The organism is Pseudoalteromonas sp. Isolate3, assembly GCF_022398505.1.
Lineage (GTDB): Bacteria > Pseudomonadota > Gammaproteobacteria > Enterobacterales > Alteromonadaceae > Pseudoalteromonas > Pseudoalteromonas apostichopi.
Genome location: NZ_JAKEVN010000067.1, coordinates 1 through 23,325 on the forward strand (window position 1 = coordinate 1; position 23,325 = coordinate 23,325).

General features: G+C 40.3%; 18 protein-coding genes. 5 read left to right on the plus strand and 13 right to left on the minus strand.

The window, feature by feature from the left end:
* Nucleotides 1–104 precede the first annotated feature (104 nt).
* The 3 genes from L1D46_RS13290 to L1D46_RS13300 form a co-directional block, all read right to left on the minus strand.
* On the minus strand, nucleotides 105–1,088 hold the full coding sequence (locus L1D46_RS13290; protein WP_239977657.1) for a kelch repeat-containing protein: 984 nt from the start codon (nucleotides 1,086–1,088) through the stop codon (nucleotides 105–107).
* 140 nt (nucleotides 1,089–1,228) lie between these two features.
* Nucleotides 1,229–2,203 carry a DNA topoisomerase IB gene (locus tag L1D46_RS13295; protein WP_167658065.1) on the minus strand — a complete coding sequence of 325 codons (975 nt, stop codon included), beginning with the start codon at nucleotides 2,201–2,203 and terminating at the stop codon, nucleotides 1,229–1,231.
* 64 nt (nucleotides 2,204–2,267) lie between these two features.
* The gene (locus L1D46_RS13300) at nucleotides 2,268–4,334 is read right to left on the minus strand and encodes a catalase (RefSeq protein ID WP_239977658.1); all 2,067 of its coding nucleotides are present in this window, start codon (nucleotides 4,332–4,334) and stop codon (nucleotides 2,268–2,270) included.
* Between the two features lie 436 nt (nucleotides 4,335–4,770).
* On the opposite strand from L1D46_RS13300, the gene zigA reads away from it, so the two are divergent.
* Nucleotides 4,771–5,967, plus strand: coding sequence for a zinc metallochaperone GTPase ZigA (gene zigA / locus L1D46_RS13305; protein WP_239977659.1), 1,197 nt, complete (start codon nucleotides 4,771–4,773; stop codon nucleotides 5,965–5,967).
* Nucleotides 5,967–6,635, plus strand: a complete 669-nt coding sequence (locus tag L1D46_RS13310; RefSeq protein WP_239977660.1) for a DUF1826 domain-containing protein — start codon at nucleotides 5,967–5,969, stop codon at nucleotides 6,633–6,635. The genes zigA and L1D46_RS13310 overlap by 1 nt, the downstream gene beginning before the upstream one ends.
* Before the next feature lie 48 nt (nucleotides 6,636–6,683).
* Here L1D46_RS13310 and L1D46_RS13315 read toward each other — a convergent pair whose 3' ends face one another.
* Nucleotides 6,684–7,427: a hypothetical protein gene (locus tag L1D46_RS13315; protein WP_239977661.1), complete on the minus strand. Its 744-nt coding sequence runs from the start codon at nucleotides 7,425–7,427 to the stop codon at nucleotides 6,684–6,686.
* Between the two features lie 190 nt (nucleotides 7,428–7,617).
* Here L1D46_RS13315 and L1D46_RS13320 point away from each other — a divergent pair, with 190 nt between their 5' ends.
* Nucleotides 7,618–8,091, plus strand: coding sequence for a YqhA family protein (locus L1D46_RS13320; RefSeq protein ID WP_054560737.1), 474 nt, complete (start codon nucleotides 7,618–7,620; stop codon nucleotides 8,089–8,091).
* A gap of 82 nt (nucleotides 8,092–8,173) precedes the next feature.
* On the plus strand, nucleotides 8,174–8,482 hold the full coding sequence (locus L1D46_RS13325) for a hypothetical protein (RefSeq protein WP_130050872.1): 309 nt from the start codon (nucleotides 8,174–8,176) through the stop codon (nucleotides 8,480–8,482).
* 211 nt (nucleotides 8,483–8,693) lie between these two features.
* Here the strand turns inward: L1D46_RS13325 and L1D46_RS13330 are convergent, their stop codons facing one another.
* The 6 genes from L1D46_RS13330 to L1D46_RS13355 form a co-directional block, all read right to left on the minus strand.
* A complete protein-coding gene (locus L1D46_RS13330; protein WP_178927292.1) occupies nucleotides 8,694–10,232 on the minus strand; it encodes a glutamate synthase-related protein in 1,539 nt (512 codons plus the stop codon).
* A 678-nt stretch (nucleotides 10,233–10,910) separates the two neighbouring features.
* Nucleotides 10,911–11,501, minus strand: a complete 591-nt coding sequence (locus tag L1D46_RS13335; protein ID WP_167658068.1) for an ACP phosphodiesterase — start codon at nucleotides 11,499–11,501, stop codon at nucleotides 10,911–10,913.
* 408 nt (nucleotides 11,502–11,909) lie between these two features.
* The gene (locus L1D46_RS13340; protein WP_239977662.1) at nucleotides 11,910–12,632 is read right to left on the minus strand and encodes a hypothetical protein; all 723 of its coding nucleotides are present in this window, start codon (nucleotides 12,630–12,632) and stop codon (nucleotides 11,910–11,912) included.
* Between the two features lie 95 nt (nucleotides 12,633–12,727).
* Complete coding sequence (locus tag L1D46_RS13345) at nucleotides 12,728–13,474, minus strand: CPBP family glutamic-type intramembrane protease (protein WP_239977663.1); 747 nt, start codon at nucleotides 13,472–13,474, stop codon at nucleotides 12,728–12,730.
* A gap of 838 nt (nucleotides 13,475–14,312) precedes the next feature.
* Complete coding sequence (locus L1D46_RS13350) at nucleotides 14,313–15,395, minus strand: DUF4785 domain-containing protein (RefSeq protein WP_167658071.1); 1,083 nt, start codon at nucleotides 15,393–15,395, stop codon at nucleotides 14,313–14,315.
* Nucleotides 15,396–15,404: 9 nt separating this feature from the next.
* Nucleotides 15,405–16,271, minus strand: coding sequence for a hypothetical protein (locus L1D46_RS13355; RefSeq protein WP_167658072.1), 867 nt, complete (start codon nucleotides 16,269–16,271; stop codon nucleotides 15,405–15,407).
* Between the two features lie 401 nt (nucleotides 16,272–16,672).
* Between L1D46_RS13355 and L1D46_RS13360 the strand changes: the two genes are divergently transcribed.
* A complete protein-coding gene (locus L1D46_RS13360; RefSeq protein ID WP_130050868.1) occupies nucleotides 16,673–17,362 on the plus strand; it encodes an alpha/beta fold hydrolase in 690 nt (229 codons plus the stop codon).
* Nucleotides 17,363–17,435: 73 nt separating this feature from the next.
* On the opposite strand, the gene L1D46_RS13365 is transcribed toward L1D46_RS13360, so the two are convergent.
* From L1D46_RS13365 to L1D46_RS13375, 3 genes are all read right to left on the minus strand, one after another.
* Nucleotides 17,436–18,560: a lactonase family protein gene (locus L1D46_RS13365; RefSeq protein ID WP_239977664.1), complete on the minus strand. Its 1,125-nt coding sequence runs from the start codon at nucleotides 18,558–18,560 to the stop codon at nucleotides 17,436–17,438.
* 286 nt (nucleotides 18,561–18,846) lie between these two features.
* Nucleotides 18,847–19,851, minus strand: coding sequence for a hypothetical protein (locus L1D46_RS13370; protein WP_239977665.1), 1,005 nt, complete (start codon nucleotides 19,849–19,851; stop codon nucleotides 18,847–18,849).
* A gap of 207 nt (nucleotides 19,852–20,058) precedes the next feature.
* On the minus strand, nucleotides 20,059–22,401 hold the full coding sequence (locus L1D46_RS13375; protein ID WP_239977666.1) for an arylsulfatase: 2,343 nt from the start codon (nucleotides 22,399–22,401) through the stop codon (nucleotides 20,059–20,061).
* Nucleotides 22,402–23,325 lie beyond the last annotated feature (924 nt).

Consider the following 23,325-nt stretch of genomic DNA (forward strand, 5'->3'; position numbering starts at 1 on the left):
TTCTTATTGTGAGACGAAGCGGTCAATTTTCCTTTATTAGAGACATTTATTCAAGAGTTAGGTTATGAACTTTCAACCAAACCTATCTCAGTAGAAGCAAACTATTAGTCAATAAGCTTACTAAGTGAAGTCACTGCTTTGCTTGTTTCAGACAATCCCACTTTTGTGGCGCCACCCACAAGCCAAATTTGGCCTTTTAACGTGATGGCCCCTAAGCCATGACGAGGCGTTTGCCATTCGAAAGCTTTGCCCCATTGCTGCTTGGTTAAATCATATTTAAAAACCTCACGGTCAACCCCTTTGCTATGTTCACCGCCAAACACATAGATAGCATTATCAATAACTGCCGCTGCATGCCCGGCACGCGCTTTGGGTAATGCTGCATGTGCCTGCCAAATGTCTGTATCTGGTAAGTATTCGAGCATTTCTGTGATTGGCTCGCCACCTACTGTCCTGCCACCAAGCACAAACCACCGGCCGTTTACTTGTGCACTTGCCGCACTGTTTTTCGCTGAAGGTAAAGGTGCCGCTTCTGTAAATGTGAAGCTTTTAGGATCAAAGACTAGATGCGCTCTAACATCTAAACTATGCTGCCACTGTCCATTTTTCTCACTGCTAGGGCTGCGGCCGCCGGCTAAATGTACTTTTCCATTTAACACTGCGCCTACGGTTTCACTTAATGCAAAAGGCAAGCTCGCCACTTTTTGCCATGCTTTAGCGCCTTCATCTAGCATTAACACATCACGGCTATTGGTCCATTGGCCTTGCGCATTAACGAAACCTCCGAAGGCAAATAATCTTTTTTCTACTGCAATTAAATAAGTATGATGACGCCCCTCGGGCAAACTGGGAGCGGATTGCCAACTTAAGTATTCTGGTGACCAAAAATGAACTTTTGCAGTCATCTTACCCTTTGATGCTGGCAGTTCAGTAGAGATACCACCTGCAACCCAAACTTGTTGATTCATTACTGTAGGGTAGATTTCTTGTATAGCCTCAGGAAGCTCAGGTGCTGAAACTTCATTTGCCGATAAAGTATAAGGTAAACAAGTAATAAAAAGCGGTAACAACCGTGTGGCTAAGCGCATATAAATCCTTAATAAGCAGTTAATTAGCTAAAGGTTAAGCCAGCCGTACTTATTAGTACACTGCCAAATAGTCTTACTTATTCTGTCATTGTTGTTATCAGGAATTGGCATTGCTTGACTACCAGCAATAGACAAATCTACTAGCTGAGAAAGAGTAGCAGTCCTCGCTCGTATCTATTCAAATACTTCGTTTTACGGGGCAGTTTTAATTGCTTTCTTAAAGCAACCTGGCTGTTTTCATCCTTTTTACATAAATCAATAAGCGCCGGGTGAATATAAGAATTACGTGCTATCGTTGGCGTATTACCCAAATGGCTCGATACCGTTTCTAGCATGTCGCACAAAGGGAGCTTTTTCTTTGCATTATAAAAAGCTTCGAATGCTAAAACACTTGCACGCCAGGTTCTAAAGTGTTTTGCACTAAACTCCTCTCCCATTACATGCTGAATAAATTGATTAACTTCACGTGAAGTTACGGGAATACATTCACCATCCTCTTTGTATTGAAACAGGTTTTGTCCGGGTAAATCTTGCAACTCTTTAATAATGGTGCTCAAAACACGATCTGTAAGGTTAACCTCTCTCACTTTGCCAGATTTAGCTTTATATTCTAAGCGAATATTTTTCCCTGTTATTTTCGCATGGCGGCGACGTAAGGTTGTCGCTCCAAAACTATTATTTTCTTTCGCGTTTCGTTTAGATCCTATCCTCAAAGAGCCTAAATCCATCAATCTAACAACTGCAGCTAATGTCCTTTGATAGTCAAGTGTATTACCTTCTAAATATTCAGCTAACTTTGCTCTAAGTAAAGGTAATTTATTTCCGAAAAGCTCACACACTTCGAACTTTTTTAGTTCCTGCTGCTCTCTAAAATCTGGATGATAAAGGTATTGTTTTCTTCCCTTTGTATCGTAACCAGTTGCTAAGATATGGCCATTTTCCTCAGGACAAAACCAAACATCTTTGTATGCAGGAGGGAATGCTAGTGCATCTAAACGGGCGATTTCACTTTTATCATTAATCCGCTTACCTGTAGGGTCGTAGTAAAGCCAACATTTAGAGTGACTTTTTCGAGTAATACCAGGCAAATTATCATCAACATAAATTAATTTCACTGCACCTTCCCACTAAATAAATAATCATTACTCAAGGCGAGTAGCCCCCGCCTTGAAAGATGAGTTATCGTTGCCAATAACGAAGTTGTGTTAGTGTCTGAAGAAAGTCACATGCCTTGCACGTTTCTAGGTTAATTATGCCGTCGTCTTGGTTTCCATTTAAGCCAACAGCTTTTAACAACTCCATAGAGCTTTCAGTAAAACCAATAAACTTTTTGTGTGAGTACGCATCTGAAACGAAATCTCTCGCCTCTGGAATTTTAATTAACTCTTTAGCACCTTCCTCTGATGTCAGTAAAACAACTGCATCATACAAAACAGAAGGGCCGCCGTTAATAACTTGCTCAGCTCCAAGATGAACACCAGTAGAACTTTTCGCTCCACCTATCTGGGCTGCAATGATTTCAAAGTTCGCACCTTGCTCGTTTAGTTCACTAACTAATGAATTAAATAGCTGATCGTCAAATCCATCACTAACGAGAATACCGAGCTTCCTTCCCTCAAAAGTATTTAAAGCACTTTTTTGAATACTCAGTGCATCAGATACAGGTAAATCTTGGCGAGTTTTTAGTGCAGCTTCAGCAGGGTCAGGGATTGTTTGCAAGCCCAAACCAGAGGCCACTAATTTAGCTAACTCGCTATCAATATTTAGTAAATGAGACACCACACGCTCCCTAATAGCTAAATGTTCCACTTTTGAAAGTTCAAAAATCAATGCGTCCTGAATATGTGATTGCTCTATCTTAGTTTGACTTATATAAAACTGCCTAGCTTGGCTGTAATGATCGCTGAAGGTTTCTGATCGATACCTTAGCTTGCTACCTTGCGTTTCTTCATCAGAACTTTTAAAGCCATGAACAGGACATTCTCTTGGATTGTTTTCATCACTTTGCCAAGAGTTTGGCTCATAATTTACTCTTCCTTTGGGGTTATGCATTGCCATGTGACCATCTTGGTGAAAGTGATGCATTGGGCATTTAGGTGCATTAATAGGGATATGAGTGAAATTTGGCCCTCCCAATCGCTTGGTTTGCGTATCTAAATATGAGAAGTTACGCCCTTGTAATAGTGGATCTGGCGTAAAATCGATTCCGGGAACTATGTTCTGCGTGCAAAAAGCAACTTGTTCTGTTTCTGCAAAAAAATTATCAACCACTCTATCTAAAACCATTCGACCAATGATCTTAACGGGTACTTGTTCTTCAGGGATAAGCTTTGTTGCATCAAATACATCAAACTCAAAGTCATCAGCAAAAGCTTGGTCAAATACCTGTACGCCAAGTTCCCACTCAGGGTAATCGCCATTTTGAATTGATTCCCACATATCGCGACGGTGAAAGTCAGGATCTGCTCCATTAATTTTAACAGCTTCATTCCAAACCACTGATTGCATGCCTGATTTAGGTTTCCAATGGAATTTAACGTACTTTTTCTCACCATTTTTATTGATAAACTTAAATGTGTGAACGCCAAATCCTTCTATAAAGCGTAATGAACGTGGAATAGCTCTATCAGACATTGCCCACATGACCATGTGCATAGATTCAGGCGATAAACTAATAAAGTCCCAAAAATTATCATGAGCCGTTTGCGCTTGCGGAAAACCACGATCAGGCTCAGCTTTAGCGCTATGGATCAAGTCTGGAAATTTCATCGCATCTTGGATAAAAAACACAGGAATGTTATTACCAACTAAATCCCAGTTTCCCTCTTTTGTATAAAATTTAACAGCAAACCCGCGCACATCCCTTGCTAAGTCAGGTGAGCCCTTACTACCAGCGACCGTTGAAAACCGAGTAAATACAGGTGTTTTTTCGCCTTTTCGTTGAAATATATCCGCGCATGTCAGCTCTTCAAGTGTTTCGTAAGTTTCAAAGTAACCGTGTGCCCCATAACCTCTAGCATGCACCACCCTCTCAGGAATACGCTCATGATCGAAATGAAACATTTTTTCACGAAAAATATGGTCCTCCATTAATGTTGGACCACGCTTACCTGCTGACAATGAATTTTGATTATCACTAACAGGACAACCTTGTGCTGTAGTCATTGTTGAATACTGATTATTTGCATGTTGATGTAGCTCACCACCATGCCCCTTTTGACCTGAATATTTAAATGACTCCGGCATAAGTTTCCCTTTATTTTAAACTCGTTAAATTGTTATTACGTAAATTTAGGAAAACTAATAAGCAAGTAAAAAGCCAAAATTAAAACAAACAATATCAACAAGTTAAAACGGAATTAAATAACTTGTAATTAAACTTATTACACAACTTGTGTAATTTTTTCTAGCTAAAACAATCTGAACCACCTATTTTAGGTTTACCCTTCCCCCCATAAAAATCACTCAACATTCGGCATTTATTAACTTCGTCTTCTTTGGCAAGCACACAATAAAAGCTCAGATTTCACTAATAAACAGCAATGCGATTGCGTATTACACTTCACTACCGTGAATCTTTATCTTGCATTAATACATAACAGCTATTCCTAACCGCACCTTTATTGATATATTATAACAAAACATTTAACGATTTTGTTTAATCTAATTAAGGGTCACTACCATGAGCAAACTTCCCGTCACCGTGCTCTCTGGCTTTTTAGGTGCAGGTAAAACCACTGTGCTCAGCCATATTTTGAATAACCGTGAAGAAAAAAAAGTGGCTGTAATCGTCAATGATATGAGCGAAATAAACATCGATGCAGCGACAGTTAAAAACGATGTTTCGCTTAGCCGCGGCGAAGAAAAACTAGTAGAAATGAGCAATGGTTGCATCTGCTGCACACTGCGTGAAGACTTACTCATTGAAGTACGCGCTTTAGCGCAAACAGGCCAATTTGATTATTTGGTCATTGAGTCAACCGGTATTTCAGAACCTCTTCCTGTAGCCGAAACATTTACCTTTGCCGATGAAGATGGCGTATCACTTTCTGATGTTGCTAGGCTTGATACCATGGTCACGGTCGTTGATGCCGTTAACTTTTTAAAAGACTTTAACGAAGCCAAGTTTTTACAAGAAACCAACGAGCACTTAGGCGATGAAGATGAGCGAAGCGTAGCCGACTTACTCATTGATCAAGTTGAATTTGCTGATGTCATTTTAATTAGTAAAACAGACTTAATTAGCGCCGATGAACTTGAGAGTTTAAAAGCCATTTTAAGCTCATTAAATACCTCTGCAGAGCTGATTGCCATTGAAAATGGTCAAGTTGATATCAATGCAATTCTCAGCACAGGCCTGTTTAACTTTGAAAAAGCTCAGCAAGCACCTGGCTGGCTAAAAGAGCTGCGCGGCGAGCATACCCCAGAAACCGAAGAATACGGTATTAGCAGCTTTACTTACGAGGCCCGCCGCCCTTTTCACCCTGAGAAGTTTTATAACTTTATTCATAACAATCAACCCGAAGGCAAATTACTTCGCTCCAAAGGCTATTTTTGGTTAGCCTCTCGACCGCAATTTGCCTGCCAATGGAATCAAGCAGGCGGCATTGCTCGCTATGGTTTTGGCGGCATTTTTTGGAAAGCCTTACCGAAAGATCAGTGGCCAACAGATATCGAATACTTAGATTCAATTAACCAAGTATGGCAAGAACCCTTTGGTGATATGCGCCAAGAGCTGGTTTTTATTGGCCAAAACCTTAATCAAGCAGCGATCACACACGCACTCGATAACTGCTTACTCAGCGACGATGAACTATTAGCAGGCAAAGCGCTTTGGCAAACCCTGCCCGACCCATTTCCTGTTTGGGAGGAAGCATAATGACAGCTTACGCATTTGAACATGATACTGATAACTTACCAACAACAGTAGCAACGGCATTAAGCCCTGTGGTGTTTTCGCATATTTATAAACCAGAGCATAACATTGCAATTTGGCAGCGCAGCTTAGCTGAACAGCTGCAAAAAGAGGTAGCCGAGAGTATTGCAGCCAATCCTGATCTCAGTATAAACGCTGTGATCAACGAGGATTCTATTCGAACTGACATTGATAAAGCCCTTGAAAAACTTCCATCAGCGCAGGAGTTAAAAGCTGATTTGGCAAAGTTAGTTGATATGTTTTGTTATTTATTTGAGTTAAAGCGCACCGGATTACGCCTAAGAGTACTTGAACGTGCCATGTGCCCACGTTTTCATGTCGACAGAGTTCCTTGCCGGTTAGTCAGTACATATTGTGGTAGTGGTTCACAATGGTTGCAAAATGCAGGACTTGATCGCACTAAACTTGGCGCTGGCCATCAAGGGTTAAGCGATGAAGAATCAGGATTAATGACAGCAAATACTAAAATTCACTCTCTTAATGAGGGTGATGTAGCCCTATTAAAAGGCGAAACTTGGCAAGATAACGAAGGTAAAGGGCTTGTGCACCGCTCACCTGCACTTGCTGCTGGCGAAAAACGGCTACTTGTAACCCTCGACTTTATTGCTTAATACAAGCGTACCAGCTGCGTCTATTAATTCTAATAGGCGCTATTTCACTCAAGAACACGCTATAACTGCACATGGCTTTAAATTAATGAAAAGCATACTAAGCGCACTTGCAATCGCTGTTAGAGCAAACATCCTTAGTAACAAAATTAAGACATTCCCTGCACCACCAGCAAAAGTGCCTTTAAAGCTTAATGGGTAGCCATGAAAAACCATTAAATATAATACGTTAAAAAGCCCTACCCGCATCCCGTCAATTTCATGGGTATCACCATTTTTTAAGTAAATTTCACACACTTGCAAGGTGGGTAATCTAACTCGTGGTTCGCCAAACTTTCGTTTGCGTTTTAGATCCATCGTATAGTGAAATAACACCTCTGCGATTTCATTTTTAGCAATTGTGATGGGACGATTTTGGTGCTTTTTAAACGTCAACTTATCAACTTTAAGCTCATCCTTGCTTATGCTCATTGCCCATTTAGAACCAAAGCCATACTTCTTGTAAGTCATGACGCGCTTAGTAATAAACACCAATAAAAAGCTTGTAAGGCAAATTAAAAAAGCCAACCATGGTTTAACAACATCTTCTAAATAAAAACTAGATAACGAAATCGCAGATACCATAAGCGCAAAAAACACTTCGGTCCACCCTGATAACATCGCTAAGCCTGACAAAGGCTCTAGATCTGTTATTGAATCTTCAGTTAGTGACGATTTTCCTTTAAAGGCTGCATATCGAAACCATTTTTTATCATTTAAATCCAGTTCTAGTGAGTGCTTAGCCATCGAGCCCATAAAAATCCCTTTTGTATTAATGCTTAATAGAAGCAACCTTTTTATTCCTTAAACTTATACATAACCAGAGCTCGCTCGTAAATACTTAAAGAACTAATAAGTTAAGCCCCCTTAGCCAATGAACGTGCTGTATTTAATGAAAAACCAGCTAAGCTTCGTATAACAAAGAAATTTATATATGTGAGCTGATATGGAGCGCCTTTTTCAAAATAGCCGGTTTTTAGTCATCATCGCGATTATCACTACAGCAATTTCGTCATTACTTGTTTATATAACCTGTGTGAACATCGTTTTTAATGTTGTTAAAACGACACTTATATCATTGCCTGACTCTGCTAAGGGAGGGAAAGAGATGATAGTCGAGCTTTTAAAAATTCTCGACTTATTACTTATCGGTATTACTCTTCAAGTTATTACCATCAGCCTGTACCGGCTATTCATTTCGCCTGCAACCACAAAGAGTAGCCAGTTTTTGGCCGCCTTTCATATCGAAGATTTTCATGACTTAAAAATTACCTTAGTACAGGTAACATCTGTCATTTTAGTGATTCTATTTTTAGAGCACGCCGTTGAGTTCGGCGGCACAATAGAAACCCTTTACCTTGGCATTTCTATTGCGATTGTCGTTGCCGCTTCGACCTTTGCATGGCGCTCAATGAAATAACCTTTAGTTTGGAAGCAAGAAAGTTGTTGCTGCAATCAAAGCTTAGTTATAATCGACTTTTCGACTCGATTTTGGTTTTTAAATGAAAAAGCTTTCTAAAGTACAATTAAAACAGCAAGCCCTTGTATTAAATGTTGCCGATACCCTTGAAGAGCAAGGCCGCGCTGAGCTTGAAGGCATGTTGCAATGCTGGTTTGATGTGGAATACCACTTATTCCCTGGTTCATTGCTTTTGTGTTTTCAATTTGAAAACCAGCAATCACTCGATGCAGCGACCCCAGAGCTATTAAAATGGCAAAAACGCCTAAGTGGGGCAATGCTGAAAAAAGGTGTGATTTTAAAAGACATGCGCAGGCATTTAGTATTTACCCTAAAAGGCCCAGACGATTAAATGGGATGAGTTAGCAAGAGTGTAGCCGCGATTTTATATCGCGTAGGGATGGTGCTAGGTGCTAGGTGCTAGGTGCTAGGTGCTAGGTGCTAGGTGCTAGGTGCTAGGTGCTAACATCATAGCGTTGGTTTTGGGTTGGAATACCCTCCCCTTTGACTTTTTTCGGCGTTAAAACGCCTCCTACACCTCGCATCTTGTCCCTCGAAACTCGCTAACTTATTCCAACACCTGCATACTTAACACCAGATAACAACGCCATATCTTTGTGCCATGTTGCTAGATCATTAGCATTGAACTTAGCTAAAGAGTCATGACCACATGCCCTTGCCATAACCGACATCAACTCAGTTGAAGCTTCAAAAAAGTTCTTCAATTGATTTGCTGACTTTTCAATATTTAAGCGCTGACGTAAATCTTGCTTTTGTGTGGCAATCCCTGCTGGGCAGTTATTGGTATTACACATACGCGCAGCAACACAGCCAATTGCTTGCATTGCACTATTCGAAATCGCCACCCCATCAGCACCAAGGGCAAGCGCCTTTACAAAATCAATCGGCAAGCGTAAGCCGCCTGTTATGATCAAAGTAACATCACTTGCACCTTGTTCATCTAAGTACTTTCTTGCTCTGGCAAGTGCAGGAATAGTTGGTACGCTAATATGATCTCTAAAGATCTCAGGAGCTGCCCCCGTGCCACCACCACGACCATCAAGAATGATGTAATCGGCACTTGCATCGAGTGCAAACTGAATATCTTTCTCAATATGATTAGCACTTAGTTTAAATCCGATTGGAATACCACCCGTTACCTCGCGCACTCTGTCAGCAAACTTTTTGAAATCGGCCGCACTGTGTAAATCTTTAAATGTTGGTGGTGAAATCGCCGAAGTACCCGCTTCAATTCCTCTAACCTCAGAGATTTTGCCAACATTTTTGTTGCCTGGTAAATGACCCCCCGTGCCTGTTTTTGCCCCTTGCCCGCCTTTAAAATGAAAGGCTTGCACGTTTTTTAATTTATCTTCGCTATAACCAAAGCCTGCACTTGCTAACTCATAAAAATAGCGTGAATTGGCTTGCTGCTCTTCAGGAAGCATACCGCCTTCACCTGAGCAAATACCCGTACCAGCAAGTTCAGCTCCTTTCGCTAAGGAAACTTTGGCTTCTTCTGATAAAGCACCAAAACTCATATCAGAAACAAACAGCGGAATAGCCAGTTTTAATGGCTTTTTCGCTCGCGGGCCAACCACAAGCTCAGTATTAACAGCTACATCTTCCATTAAAGGTTGCGTTGCCATTTGTGCGACCATCAACTGTAAGTCATCCCATTTAGGTAATTGATATCGTGGCACCCCCATCGACACCATAGGACCATGATGACCAAGCTTTGATAATCCTTCTCGAGCTAATTGATGAATAAGCTCAACGGTAGGTTCCTCTTTAGTTGCTGTAGCAACTGGCGAATCAGAGGCTTGAATTTGCACGCCCGGCCCTTCTTGACCAACTAGGCTTTGATCAAATTGTTTGTGACTACCATCACAAAATGGCGCATTGGCAGTGTGCTTACATTGGCATAAATAGGCATCGCCCGACTCTTCTGCTGTAAATGCTTTGGGTTTGAAATCGGTTCCGGCATGTGAACCGTCACAAAATGGCTGGTTTTTAGAACGCCCACAGGCACAAAAGTAATACTCTTGCCCCTGTTCTAAGGTGACTTTTTTCGGCGAAACGGCTGCAATTATAGGTTTGCTCATTATTGTTCCCTCACGGTTGCTACATTACATTGCTATGTTCAAAGTACAGCGATTGAGGTAAGTATTAATTTAAGGCTTACTTGCTTTATAAAGGGTAGTTCAGCTCAGTTAAAAAACGAGCTCGTAAGCGCCTTAGAATTTACTTAGCTATCACTAATCGACTATATAACCGCAACAAGCAGCCAAGATATCAGCCATTTCATATTTTAAGGTAAGAGGCAAATCGGTTTATGAACCATTGTGGGAGTAATTATCACAAAGAGGATAAGAGTCACTTCGCTTCAGAGGAATAATTAAAAACAAATTTGCTGTTTTTATTGGGTTACTCATTCACTTCTCACTCTCTTTTCTTTGTGCAAAAAACAATTTGAACCACAGAGGTCACCGAGGCGCTTCGCGCTACATAGAGAAAAACAGGGTTTGAAAATAATAATCACAAAGAGGATAAGAGTCACTTCGCTTCAGAGGAATAATTAAAAACAAATTTGCTGTTTTTATTGGGTTACTCATTCACTTCACACTCTTTTATTTGTGCAAAAAATATTGAACCACAGAGTACACCGAGGCGCTTCGCGCTGCACAGAGAAGAACAGTATTCAATACACGCGAAATAAATTTCACGCCTACGGGTGAGCATTTCAGCTCATCTGTTGGGTTTTGAGTCTGAAAGCTAATAGCTTAAAGCTGCTTTTCCACCCCTGCTTGCTTAACATGCTCAATCAGCTCGGGGAAAAACGCTAAAAACACAGCGTCTAACTGTTGATAATGGCGGGCAATATCTTCAGCGGCTCCTGCAAAGTTGTTGGTAAAACGAATACGTCTGGCGATGTTATCAAGGGCAAGGCTAACCCCATCGAGCGTTTCATATTCTTTAAACCAATCATTGTTTGTAATACTGGTAACAACTTGCTGCATGCGTGAAGGCATCATGGCTTGGCGCGCATTTAAAAGGCCATAACTGTGCTGTTTGAAATCAGCCAATGGTAGGTTATTAAACCGCTGCCAATGCTGAATAAGAAAGTGATCGAACGCCACATCAATTGCAACACTGGCAAAGCGTTTACGCGCTGGCGAAAAATACTGCTTAGCCTCTTTTACAAGTGGATGTGAGTCGGTAAACCTATCAACCAAATAATGATTTTCAAGGCCATTTTTAACCGCATCGGATAACTGCTCTGAATATCGACGTCCACCAAAATCACCCAGCAGATTACCAAAGTGTGAATCAGCCGTCGGTTGTGCTAAATAAAGGTGAGCCAAGTAGTTCAACGCATTCTCTGAATTAAGTCATTTTATGTATTGTAAAAGAATACTTGTGAAAGGGTCTAGAGATCGAGTTGCAAGTAAACAAATTGTAGCCGCAACTTTATCTTGCGTAGCAATGGTTTGTAGGTGTTTTCTGGCATTGAGCGTTTTAAATAGATCATCGCGCTAAATAAATTTCAGGCCTACAGTAACGTGTTTAACCATAGCGATATGCAGGCACAATCAACTAAAAGCTTAAAGCTCTTTTGTTTTAATCTGACTTCTTACGACTGATATCTAATATCTCCATTTTTGTTCGGCGTTAAAACGCCTCCTACACCTCGCATCTTGTCCCTCTAAACTCGTATCTTTCCCCTTACAACTCGCTAACTTAAGTACTTTAAGTCTGATAACTTTATAAATAGCTCACCTTTATGACTTTAAATTAAAAGCCAACATTACAAGAGCCGAAATGATCGCAGAAAGAGAAATTAGTCGCATAATCAAAATCAAAATATTACCAGCACCACCTGCAGTCGTGCCTTTAAAGAACAGCGGGTATTGATAGAATTTTAAAAGATATAACACATCAAAAAGACCCACTCGCATATTATCTAGTGTAACAACCTTGCCATCTTTTTGATGAATTTCACAAGCGTGTAAATTGGCCGTTTTATCGTCCACAATACGGCCACTTCTGCCATGAAAAGTATAATTAAAAACGATTTCTTTGATATCGTCTTTAGTGATATGCAAAATTTTTGAAGCTTTTCCCTTTACTGCTTGCCTATCTATTTCGAGTGAGTCTTTTGATATGCTCATAACCCACTTACGACCAAAGCCAAACTTGTTATAAATCATGATTCGCTTGGTAATAAATACACAAAGGTAACAACTCACACTAGTTACAAAAGCGGATATCGGCTGCACCATTTCTTGTAACACTAGGCTCATTACAGCAATAGCGATAGTCATAAAGAAAAACAAAAACTCAGCGCCACCCGACAACACAGCTAAGCCCGGTATCGACATAAGTTTTGTATTAGAATCAGCCTGCAAAACGGGCTTTTTATAGAAAGTTGAAAACCTAAACCAAACTCGGTCGCTCAGGTTTAAATCAAGGGAGTGCTTCGAAAGTGGCTGATTATAATCCATTATTTAAGTTTCCATTTTTAAAACACAATTCTGCCATTACTTTTCCATTAAGCCAACCTATCTACTTGAAGGTACATTTCCTTTACGTTCAAGCACTAAACTAACTGCCCAACAAAGTTCACCATATTGTGCGCTACAATTGGAAAAACAAGACTGCCAGTACGCTCCCTTAACCACAGCATAATAAATCCATAACTCCCAGTTAATACGATTCTGAATGCAGACAAATGCCACTCACCATCGATATACATAACCCCATGAACTAGACCAAATAATAAAACTAAAAGTAAGCCTGCAATGTTTATTTGCGAGCCAAAGAAATTAATTCGCGATGAAACAACAGCCAATGAAAAACAAAATAATAAAACACCTCTAAACATTGGCTCTTCATCGAGTCCTGGGATAAGAGCTTGATAGAGTAATGTTTCAAAGTCGTAATTTGGTCCATCGCCTAGGCTAAGCGTTACAATAACTTGCAATGCTATAAACAAACTTAAAACAAGCATTGCTGGCTTTATAGAGCCTTCATTCTGACTAAAAGTAAAACCTGCCTCCTTGATTTTAAAGTCACTTTTAAAAGCGGCTAATGAAACTAAAACTAAAGCCCAAACAGTAATAGCGACTATTTTCCCTGACCAATTCCATTTAAGATCTGAAAAGACTAAATCCAGTGAGATGAGTTCTTTACCTTTGAATAAGGCCAAGAAATAGCAAAATAGAATAAAAAGAGTTCCAAGCAACCAAGTTAGGTTTATTGTAACTTTATTGAGTGTTTTTAAAATTAAAACGAGTAATAGAACAACGCCTAGATTGGCGATCATTCCAAAATACATATCTGGCATAACCATCCTTGGTGAGCTTATTAGCTCAAACTTTATTATTGTTTAATTTCTATAATAAACACAAAAACAACCAACTAAACAGATATTTGTTTGTGTTCAAATTCAAACTGAGCATATTTTTAACTTCCCAAAGCAAATGAACTAAAGAGAAATAATTTTCACAAAGAGGATAAGAGACGCTGCGCTTAAGAGGTATTATTAAAAACAAATTTGAATGGTTTTGGGGTTACTCATTCACTTCTTATTGTCTTCTCTTTGTGCAAAAAATATTGAACCACAGAGTACACCGAGGCGCTTCGCGCTACATAGAGAAAAACAGGGTTTGAAAATAATAATCACAAAGAGGATAAGAGACGCTGCGCTTAAGAGGAATTATTAAAAAGTGATGGTTTTGTTGGTTTACTCATTCACTTCTGATTCTCTTCTCTTTGTGCAAAAAACAATTTGAACCACAGAGGTCACAGAGGCGCTTCGCGCTACACAGAGCAAAGCAGGTTTTAAAAATAATTTTCACAAAGAGGAAAGAGACGCTGAGCTTAAGAGGTATTATTAAAAACAAATTTGATGGTTTTGGGGTTACTCATTCTCTTCTCACTTTCTCCTCTTTGTGCAAAAAATATTGAACCACAGAGTACACCGAGGCGCTTCGCGCTACATAGAGCAAAGCAGAATTGATTACGCGCGAAATAAATTTCACGCCTACGGGTGAGTATTTCACTTTAACTATATGCAGGCACAATCGGGGTCAGAGCTTACAACTTTTTCTCCTTTTCCCTTGTAACTCGCAAACTTGTTGGGTTTCGCTTCGCTCCACCCAACATACGATAAGAACTCCCCTTTATTCCCCTGCAAACTTTAACATTCGCGTTTGGTCGGTAAGCTCAATATCCACCAGTTCGAACGGGGCTTTGGCTGCTTTAGTGACCGCGAAAGGCATCGTGAAACTGCCATAACTATCAATCTGTTTTGCAACTTCAACCGTTGCTAGTTTAATGCGTTCACCTTTATCACCTTTACCAGTTAAGGTTGCACGAATAGCAAAGCGCCCTGATTCAGTCACTTGCACAGGTACTTTAGCTTGGTATTTATTATTGCCAAGCGCTGTTACTTTGGCTTTATCCATACTAATGGTTTGTGAGCTGTGTACAAACGGCATTTTTATTGAGCGTTTTACCGTTTGACCATTCACTTTAGTATTTACACTAGCCTCAAGCTCATAGTAACCATTTACTGCACCTAAGGTTTCAAGTGGGTAATTAAATACGGCTTCACCATTTTCGTAACGCACATCAAGCTTTTCGCCATCTGGACTTGAAAGTGTTAACTGCACATCGCTATCTTTAAAGCGTTTTTTGCCCATACTGAGCTGCATAGCGACACGTTGTTGATGATCTTTTACTTTAAACTGCGATTTAGCATGCAAAGCATTACTCGAGCCCTTTTCAATCACATGCAGCAAGTAGGTGTCGTTGTCGTTAAGTGCTTGGCTTGTTCTTAACATTGCCTTGCCATTGACCTGACCAAGCTTTAACCCAACACTACCATCGTTAAACCCAGCATTTTCCATTTGCTCTTGTGCAACCATTGTTTGCATTGGCATTTGTCTAAAGTTGTCATCACGTACCGACAGCTTATCAAGCTGTAAGCCATGAGGCTTAAATACTTCACCATTATCAAAACGTGCTTTTGGCGCGATACGAATAAAGTTATCAGCTTGGTTTACAAATACTGGCACACCTCGCTTAAGTTCCTTGCCCGAAACCTTCTGCCAATACTCAACGCTGTCTTTTTCAAGTGTTTGCAGCTGAGCGCCTAACGCAGGTTGAACTTGAGGAAACTGATAAACCGTTTGATCATTTGCTTGTGCTGCTGTGCTTACAAGCATGATTGCAGCTGTAAGTGTGGTTAACTTATTAATCATAGCTAGCTCCTAAATTCGATTTTTAAGCATGTTTGGCAAGCCAAAGCAGTTGCGTCGACTTTGCTGATGACTCAAAGGCTCACTGCCTTGGGTCCGTGATTTATCGGTAAACCACACTACCCCAGCTAACGACTGAGAACTGCAATTTAAAAAGCCATCTGAGCAGCTGTCTAACCAGTTTTGTGTTACTTCAAGACCCACTTGGTTTTGGTAACCACCGCAATAGCTGTCGCTATCCCATACAGCTGATTCAACATCACTGCCCACCACAGTTTCGAATCGAGACGGTAAACTTGGGCGGTTTGGAGTGCCATTCAGCCATTGTGCGTTATACGACGCCATCCAAGATACTTGCTGTTGTTTTACTGCATCGCTGCCGTAGCCCAAAAGCCAACCTAAGCTTTGCTCGAACGAATTACCTGCAATAACCGCATCAGCCAAAGGCGTGCCACCACTTGAAGGTGCCAGTGCAATAGTACGCGTTACTTTGCTAATAATATTTGGATAACGGCTATCCCATGTTGGATTGGATAAAATCCAACGCACCACATTACCGCCATTAGAATGGGTGATCAGGGTTAAATCAGTGATGTTTTTATTATTGATAAATGTAGTGAGCTGCCCAGCTAAACAGCCAGATGCAGCATCTGCCCACATGTACTGATCAAAGTCACAATTAATGACCGTGTAATTACTACTGTTGGGCAAACCTTGGCGAACTGTGTCAACAAAGCTGCCTGTCCAATAGTCATTATACGCATCGCTTTGCTGGCCTGTACCGTGCACAAATGCGACTCCTTGCGCAGCAAAAACATTGTGGCTGATACCCGCTGCCAACATTAAAGCTGGCACTAGTGAGAGTGTTTTTATTTTCATGTGTGTTCCTGTTGATTGTAATCTTATCTATCAGGTTGGAGGAGTGACCTCCGACCAAAAACATAGACCAAACAGGTACGAAAGCAAGAAAATATTTACAATAATTTAACTTTTGGGTGTTTTTTAAGTACAAATTATTAGATTTTAGGAGAAAAAAGTGAGGACAAGACTCGAGTTGCTTTCCCCTCTACTCTCTCTAACTTGCTAACTTTCAATCTGATAGCTGAAAGCTGATAGCTCTTTTGTTCATCGCGCGAAATAAATTTCACGCCTACAGTGCTAGCAAAATATAAACTCATACATTGCACAATGCTAAATAGTGCCGCTGCACGAAAGTACTATATCCTGCCCTGTTTAAACTTCATACATTGTAAATTAAATGTTAAACAGGAGAATACACAATGAGACGCCTATTGACGATGATTACGCTATGCGCAGGTATGAGCACAACGGCTCTTGCAGCATGCAGAGATAATGTTGTACTTGTACATGGAAATACCGCCTCCCCTTCTAGTTGGAGTAACACAATTAATGAATTAAAACGAAAAGGTTACGCCGACAGTGAAATTTTCACCCCAGATTGGGGATCTAAATCTTGCGCGAGCTGCAACGATCATAATGGCAGTGAAGAAACACCAGTGCGTAACGCCATTCTTACTGCAATCAACCAATCTTGCACAGGTAAGATTGATATTATCGGCCATTCAATGGGTGTAACACTCGCAGCGCAGCAAATTTATAAGTTAGCAATGGCATCAGATGTTGATACCTTTGTAGGTGTTGCAGGTGCCGCACGGGGCCTATTAAGTTGTGGTGTTTACCCATACAACGTGTGGAATAACACTTGTGGCTACTATGGCTTATCGGTTGGTAGCCCGTTATTAAACAGTATTTATGGTGAAGCATTAGGCGACAAAGTGTATTCAATAAAAAGCTACTCTGATCAAATTGTCTGCTCAACAGGCACTTGCTATGTGTATGGTATTCACAGCAGCCGTTTATGGAATGAAAATGCCACCTACACTTACGTACTAGGCCACTTTGGTTTGCAAACTGACACCTATGTTAAACAAGTGAGTTTGATTCAATAGCTGCTAACAGCATATTGTCAGTTCTGGGTTGATAAAGGGGTTAGGTAAAAGAAACACCAAACCCCTTTATGTTTTAATCAAACAAGATGCAAGTAGGTTCAGGAACATTTACTGTACTGTTGGTTCTATACTGAAGTAACCCTGTTGTTTGCTCAATCTTAAATACAGCCACAGTATTAGAATGCTGACCTGCCGCTAATAACCACTTTCCTTCAGGGTCCATATTAATATTACGAGGAAACGCACCACGAACATGTTCTGTTTCAAGTAGTCTTAAAGAGCCAGTTGACTCATCGCTTGCAAATACACTCACAGAATCATGACCGCGATTAGCTGAATACACATATTTACCTGTTGGATGTACCAGAATTTCTGAAGCTGAATTAAAGTCTTCCTGCTCTTTAATTGCTTTGCCTAACGTAGGCACTACAAACTCTCGTTTAGTTTGACCAGTTTGTGCATCATACGTAAAGGTAGAAATGCTTAAATCCAACTCGTTTAATAAATAAATGAACTGACCATTTTTAGAAAAACGCATATGCCTTGGACCGCCTCCTGCTATTGTATCCGCTTGTCCATGCCCGATTAATTCAGCTGCATTGTCTGCTACACGATAGATCATTACAGCATCCAACCCTAAGTCTGGAACAAAGGCAAATTTTGCATCAGGTGAAAAACCAACCCAATGAGGGTGAGGACTATTTTGCCGATCTTTAACGACTTTTGAGCCACCAGTATGCTCTATTAACTGACTACGTTTGATAACTTTACCGTCAGCAGCAAGTGCAAATACCGCCACAGAGCCGCCGCCATACTGAGCTGTTAATAAAAAGCGCCCAGAAGGGTGAACAGCGATGTGTGCCCCACTACCGTCACCAATTTCAACATGATTAAGCAAAGCAAGTTTTCCGTTAGTTAGCTTGCTATATGCAGCTACTACAGGCGTTTTGTCTATTGTCGCTGCTGCATATAATACATTCAGAGTTGGGTGATTAGCTAAGAAGCTCGGCTCTTTGATTTTTGCAACAAGAACTGGTTCAGATAACTTTCCTGTTTTTTTATCTAAAACCGAATGATAAATACCATCACCAGATACTGAGCCTGTACCAAAATAAACATCTTGCTTTGCATAACAAGATGAACCAAAAATAATAGACACGCTCATTAATAATTTGATGAGTGTTTTACAGCAGAACATATTTATTCCCTTTTCATAATTTTTTAAGCAACCAGCAAATATTAACAAACAGATGGGGCCAGGTCTTTCTATTTGACTTTACTCTAACTTCTTCGCGCGAAATAAATTTCACGCCTACGGTATCGGGATTAGCCTTTGCAATGTACAGGCACAATCTAACCTAAACCTTATGGCTTAAAGCTCTTTTGTTTTAATCTGATAGCTGACGGCTGAAAGCTGATAGCTCCTTTCTCCTTTCCCCTCGCTAACTTATCGAGTTTCGCTGTGCTCTACCTACACGCTGTTATTAATACCCTTCAAACCTTGTTGCACAACCTGTGCCTATGCACTCAACACCACTATCGAGTTCTAACAGCTCTAAACTATAGCTTTTGCTAACATCTACCTTTTGTAGTGGATTATTAAAAAGGCTGATATCTACTAAATTTTCATGTTCACGTAAATCAATGTTTTTTAATTTGTTATTCGACAAATAGAGCACTTGAAGCAAGGGGTTTGCTGTTAAGTCGATAGCGCTTAAATGGTTATTACCGGCGAAAAGTGCAGTTAACTTTTTATTATGGCTTAAGTCTAAAGAGCTAAGTTGGTTGGCATCTAGGTTTAGCTCGCTGAGCATCTTGAACTTGCTTAAATCTAGGTTTTTTAACTGATTATTAGCAAGCTCAAGGTTACGGATACCACTCGGTAAATTCACTTTTTTGAGCTTATTGCCTGACAGGTAAAGTTGATACAGTTCAGTGTTAACAAGCGTCAATTCGCCAGTCAGCTTATTATCATTAAGATCAAGCCATGTAAGTTTACTGTTGTTGCTTACATCCACCTTTGAAAGCTTATTACCACTTAGCATTAAAGTCTTTAACTCTTCGTTCTTACTTACATCGATATTCGTAAGGCTGTTTTGGCTTAAATCAACAAAAAAAAGCTGGCTGTTGTGGCTTATGTCGATTTCGGTCAGTTGGTTTGGCATTTTCTTATCGGTAGGTCTGCTTGTAATGCCATCAATTTCACCAACTATGAAGCTATCCCCTTCATTACTGAGGACTAGTTTTATTAAATTACTAAAATGCTCAAGCCCTTTGGCTGAAGTAATACCGCGATCTTTGCAATGTATTTTTGTCACCTCCCCCACCGTTTTATAGCCACTTTCTTGTAAACATTCTAAGAAATTAGCATCTGCAACCACGCTCTCTAATGATGTATCGTCATTAGCCAAAGCACCACCAACTCTAAGATTTAACACAAGCAAACACACCAAACCCATTTTAATGGCCACAAAGTTCCCTTTTAACATTATTTCACCTTCAATTTTCAACACCAAAATCAGATGGTTAAGTAAGAGCTCTCACCATCTAAAATCAAAGAATACATAATACAGGTTATTTGATATTTGTACCCACAAAGGTACAAAGGTTGATTGCTTATTAAAAAGTAGGGAGCTTGAAAGTTAGTATTCTGATGGAAAGCAAAGCCCACTAATGTGGGCTTGCAAGTTGAACAACTACTTCAGTACATACTCCACTTTGTGAAGCTGACCAGTAAAAGCAAAAGGAGCTTTATCATAGTAGCTTCGTGAAACAGTGGAACCGAGATCTTTTCCGATATCAAGCGTTTCTGTCGCTGAGTAACGAACAGGTGGTACTTTATCTATCTTACCGGTAGCAATCTTCTTACCGTTAACTAAAAGAGTCGCTTGTCCACCATTCGGAGCTTCACCTTGTTGAATATAATCAAGTGTCAAAGTGACCTCACCCGCTGGTAATGGCTCCTTAGATTTTAAGTAATAGTGATCCTCGTTGAAGAAATTCATTACATAGACAGGTTTATTATCTTCAATGTATAGACTATAACCAGCACTACCACCGCCTACAGCTACTAATACACCCTCTGCACCATCTTTAGGCATATTAAACGTTGCAGTAATTGTGTGAGAGCGACCATATACAGGAGGTGCACTACCCTCTGGCACGCGACTAGTACCTGGTAGATAAGTAAATTTTGATTTCCCTTTGGTCACACTTGGACGTTCAGGGTTCGATGCACGCTCAACAAAACGATCATCAAGTGGATAAACGTTATATTTTTCTGCTTCTTGATCGAAAATAGAGATTAACTTATTAAGTTTATCTGGGTATTTATTCGATAAATCTACCGCCTCAGAAAAGTCTTCTTCAATATTATAAAGCTCCCACTTATCGTTACCAAAGCCAGCTGAGCCACTTAAGTCCCACGGCACACCGTGGAAAGAGGCAGCAACCCAACCGTCATTATAAATTGCACGGTGACCACCAGTCTCAAAGTACTGAGTCTTACGCTTACCTTCAGCATTTTTATCATTTAGTGAATACAACATACTTACACCGGCTATTGGAGTCTGCTCTACTCCATTCACTATTTTTGGCTCAGGTATATGTGCTGCATCTAAAATCGTTGGCACGATATCAATTACATGATGAAATTGCGATCGTAAGCCACCATGCTCTTTAATATAGTTAGGCCATGAAATAACAAGCCCATTTCGCGTACCACCGAAGTGTGAAGGTACTCGTTTCATCCATTGGAATGGTGAAGAGCCAGCCCACGCCCAACCAACCGGAAAGTGATTTTCGTGAAGAGGCCCACCGAGTTCATCGATTTTTTCAAGCTGCCCTTCAACAGTGTCAGCAATACCATTCTGAGTCATCATATTGTTAAGCGTACCAGTAGCACTACCTTCAGCACTTGGGCCATTATCACCAGCAATAAATATAATCATGGTATTATCTGCATCGGGTAATTGTGAGATAGCATCAAGCAACCGGCCTACGTGATAGTCGGTATGTGCAGCAAAACCCGCAAATACTTCTTGGTGTCGACTGAATAGCTTCTTCTCGTTGGCAGACAGAGAATCCCACGCCTTAATTTCTTTAGGTCGTTTTGTCAGCTTGGTATTCTGTGGTACTACACCAAGCGATTTTTGTCGTGCAAGTGTCTCTTCACGGACTTTATCCCAGCCCTGATCAAACTTACCTTTAAATTTATCATTCCACTCCTGCGGCGCATGCAAAGGAGCGTGTGTTGCACCCGTTGCAAAGTACATAAAGAATGGTTTATCACTATCGATAGACTCTTGTTGGCCTATCCAGTTTATAGCATCATCAACAAGATCTTCCGTTAAGTGATACCCTTCTTCCGGTTTTTTAGGTGGCTCAACAGGGGTGGTATTTCTAAATAATTGAGGCTCCCATTGACTTGTTTCGCCGCCTTGAAAACCATAAAAATACTCAAACCCAAGTCCTGTAGGCCAATGATCAAATGGTCCTATAGGGCTTGTCTCCCAATCAGGAGTATTGTGCCATTTACCCCATGCAGCCGTGTTGTAGCCATTACTTTTTAATATCTCAGCAACGGTCGCTGTTTCATCGGGCCAAACACTGTGATAACCAGGGTAACCTGTTGAAAGCTCGGTAATCGTGCCTGAAGCAACCTGATGATGGTTTCTACCTGTCAGTAAAGCGGCACGAGTTGGTGAGCAAATCGCGGTAGTGTGAAAACGATTGAACTTTAAACCTTGATTAGCTAATTCATCGATTGAAGGGGTCGGTATTGGCCCCCCAAAGGTGCTGGGGTGGCCGAAGCCAAAGTCGTCAAGTAAAATCACTACGACATTAGGTGCGCCTTTTGGTGCCTGAATTGGCTGCGGATAATCCTGTTTTGAAGTTTCAAATGTTTTGCCTATTTTTCCTTCAAACTTCCCATTACTTATAGGTATCACTGTTCTATCTATTTCGCTAGCATATGCTTGTGGCAGTCCCGAAAGCAGTAATACTGAAATAATAGCTCCCACTCGACTTAAACGATTCATTCCTTTCTCCTTGAAATATCTGAGCTCGATACAGTTTCTAGTATAGATACTTTTTTTCATTTTTTGCGAGTGTTTTTTAAACAAAGTTAAAGGTGATGTAATTGGTTTTTAAATCGCATTTTTATATAGCTTTGTGCATCGAAGCCATTAGTAAAAAAAACTGAATAATATCCATGTATCATTTTCAAACCCCAAATATTTTGCCTCTGAATTATTGTTGTTATTGAAGATATTACTGCTAACAAACTGTTTCGATATTTAGGATATTAATAAGCTCAGTTGAAGATTTAAAAGCTGGTAGCATATTTACTCAAGGGCCTAACAAAAGAGCAGCGTCGAAGTGGCTTGGAGTGTCAGAATAATCATCAAAAAGTCTGAAGTTACGAATATTAAAAGTGAAGTAAGAACGCAATTAATCGTGTATCACGCAGGGTTTCTCTTATCTGTATGGCAGATACTTTCTGCGAAAAGGCGAGCCATCGCTCCGCCATCTATATTTAGTGAATATTTAACCTAAATTGTGTTTGTATGAACTTGATAACAGAAAGATAACAGCTCCATATATTCGCCAACAAAAAAGCCGTTGCATTGCAGCAACGGCTTTTTGGCATTTAAATTTAAGAATGGCGCACTCGAATAGAGTTTGTAAGTGGGAATAAATTTTAGTGAACTTGCCCAATAAAGTTTGTGAGTCTCTATATTTGACCACCGGGCCTAGCGATAGGAGTATAAGTTGCATCAAAACTACTATTATCTGTATTACTAAATGCTGAGATTAACCGCCTTTTCATATCATCAACACATAGGTTCAGGTCTTGCTTTTTGACTTTCTCTAACTTCTTCACGGCTTTTTAAACATGAATTTAATGAGAATAAATAGGTAAAAGCAATCACACAGTTGAGCTTTATCACATAACATTAATA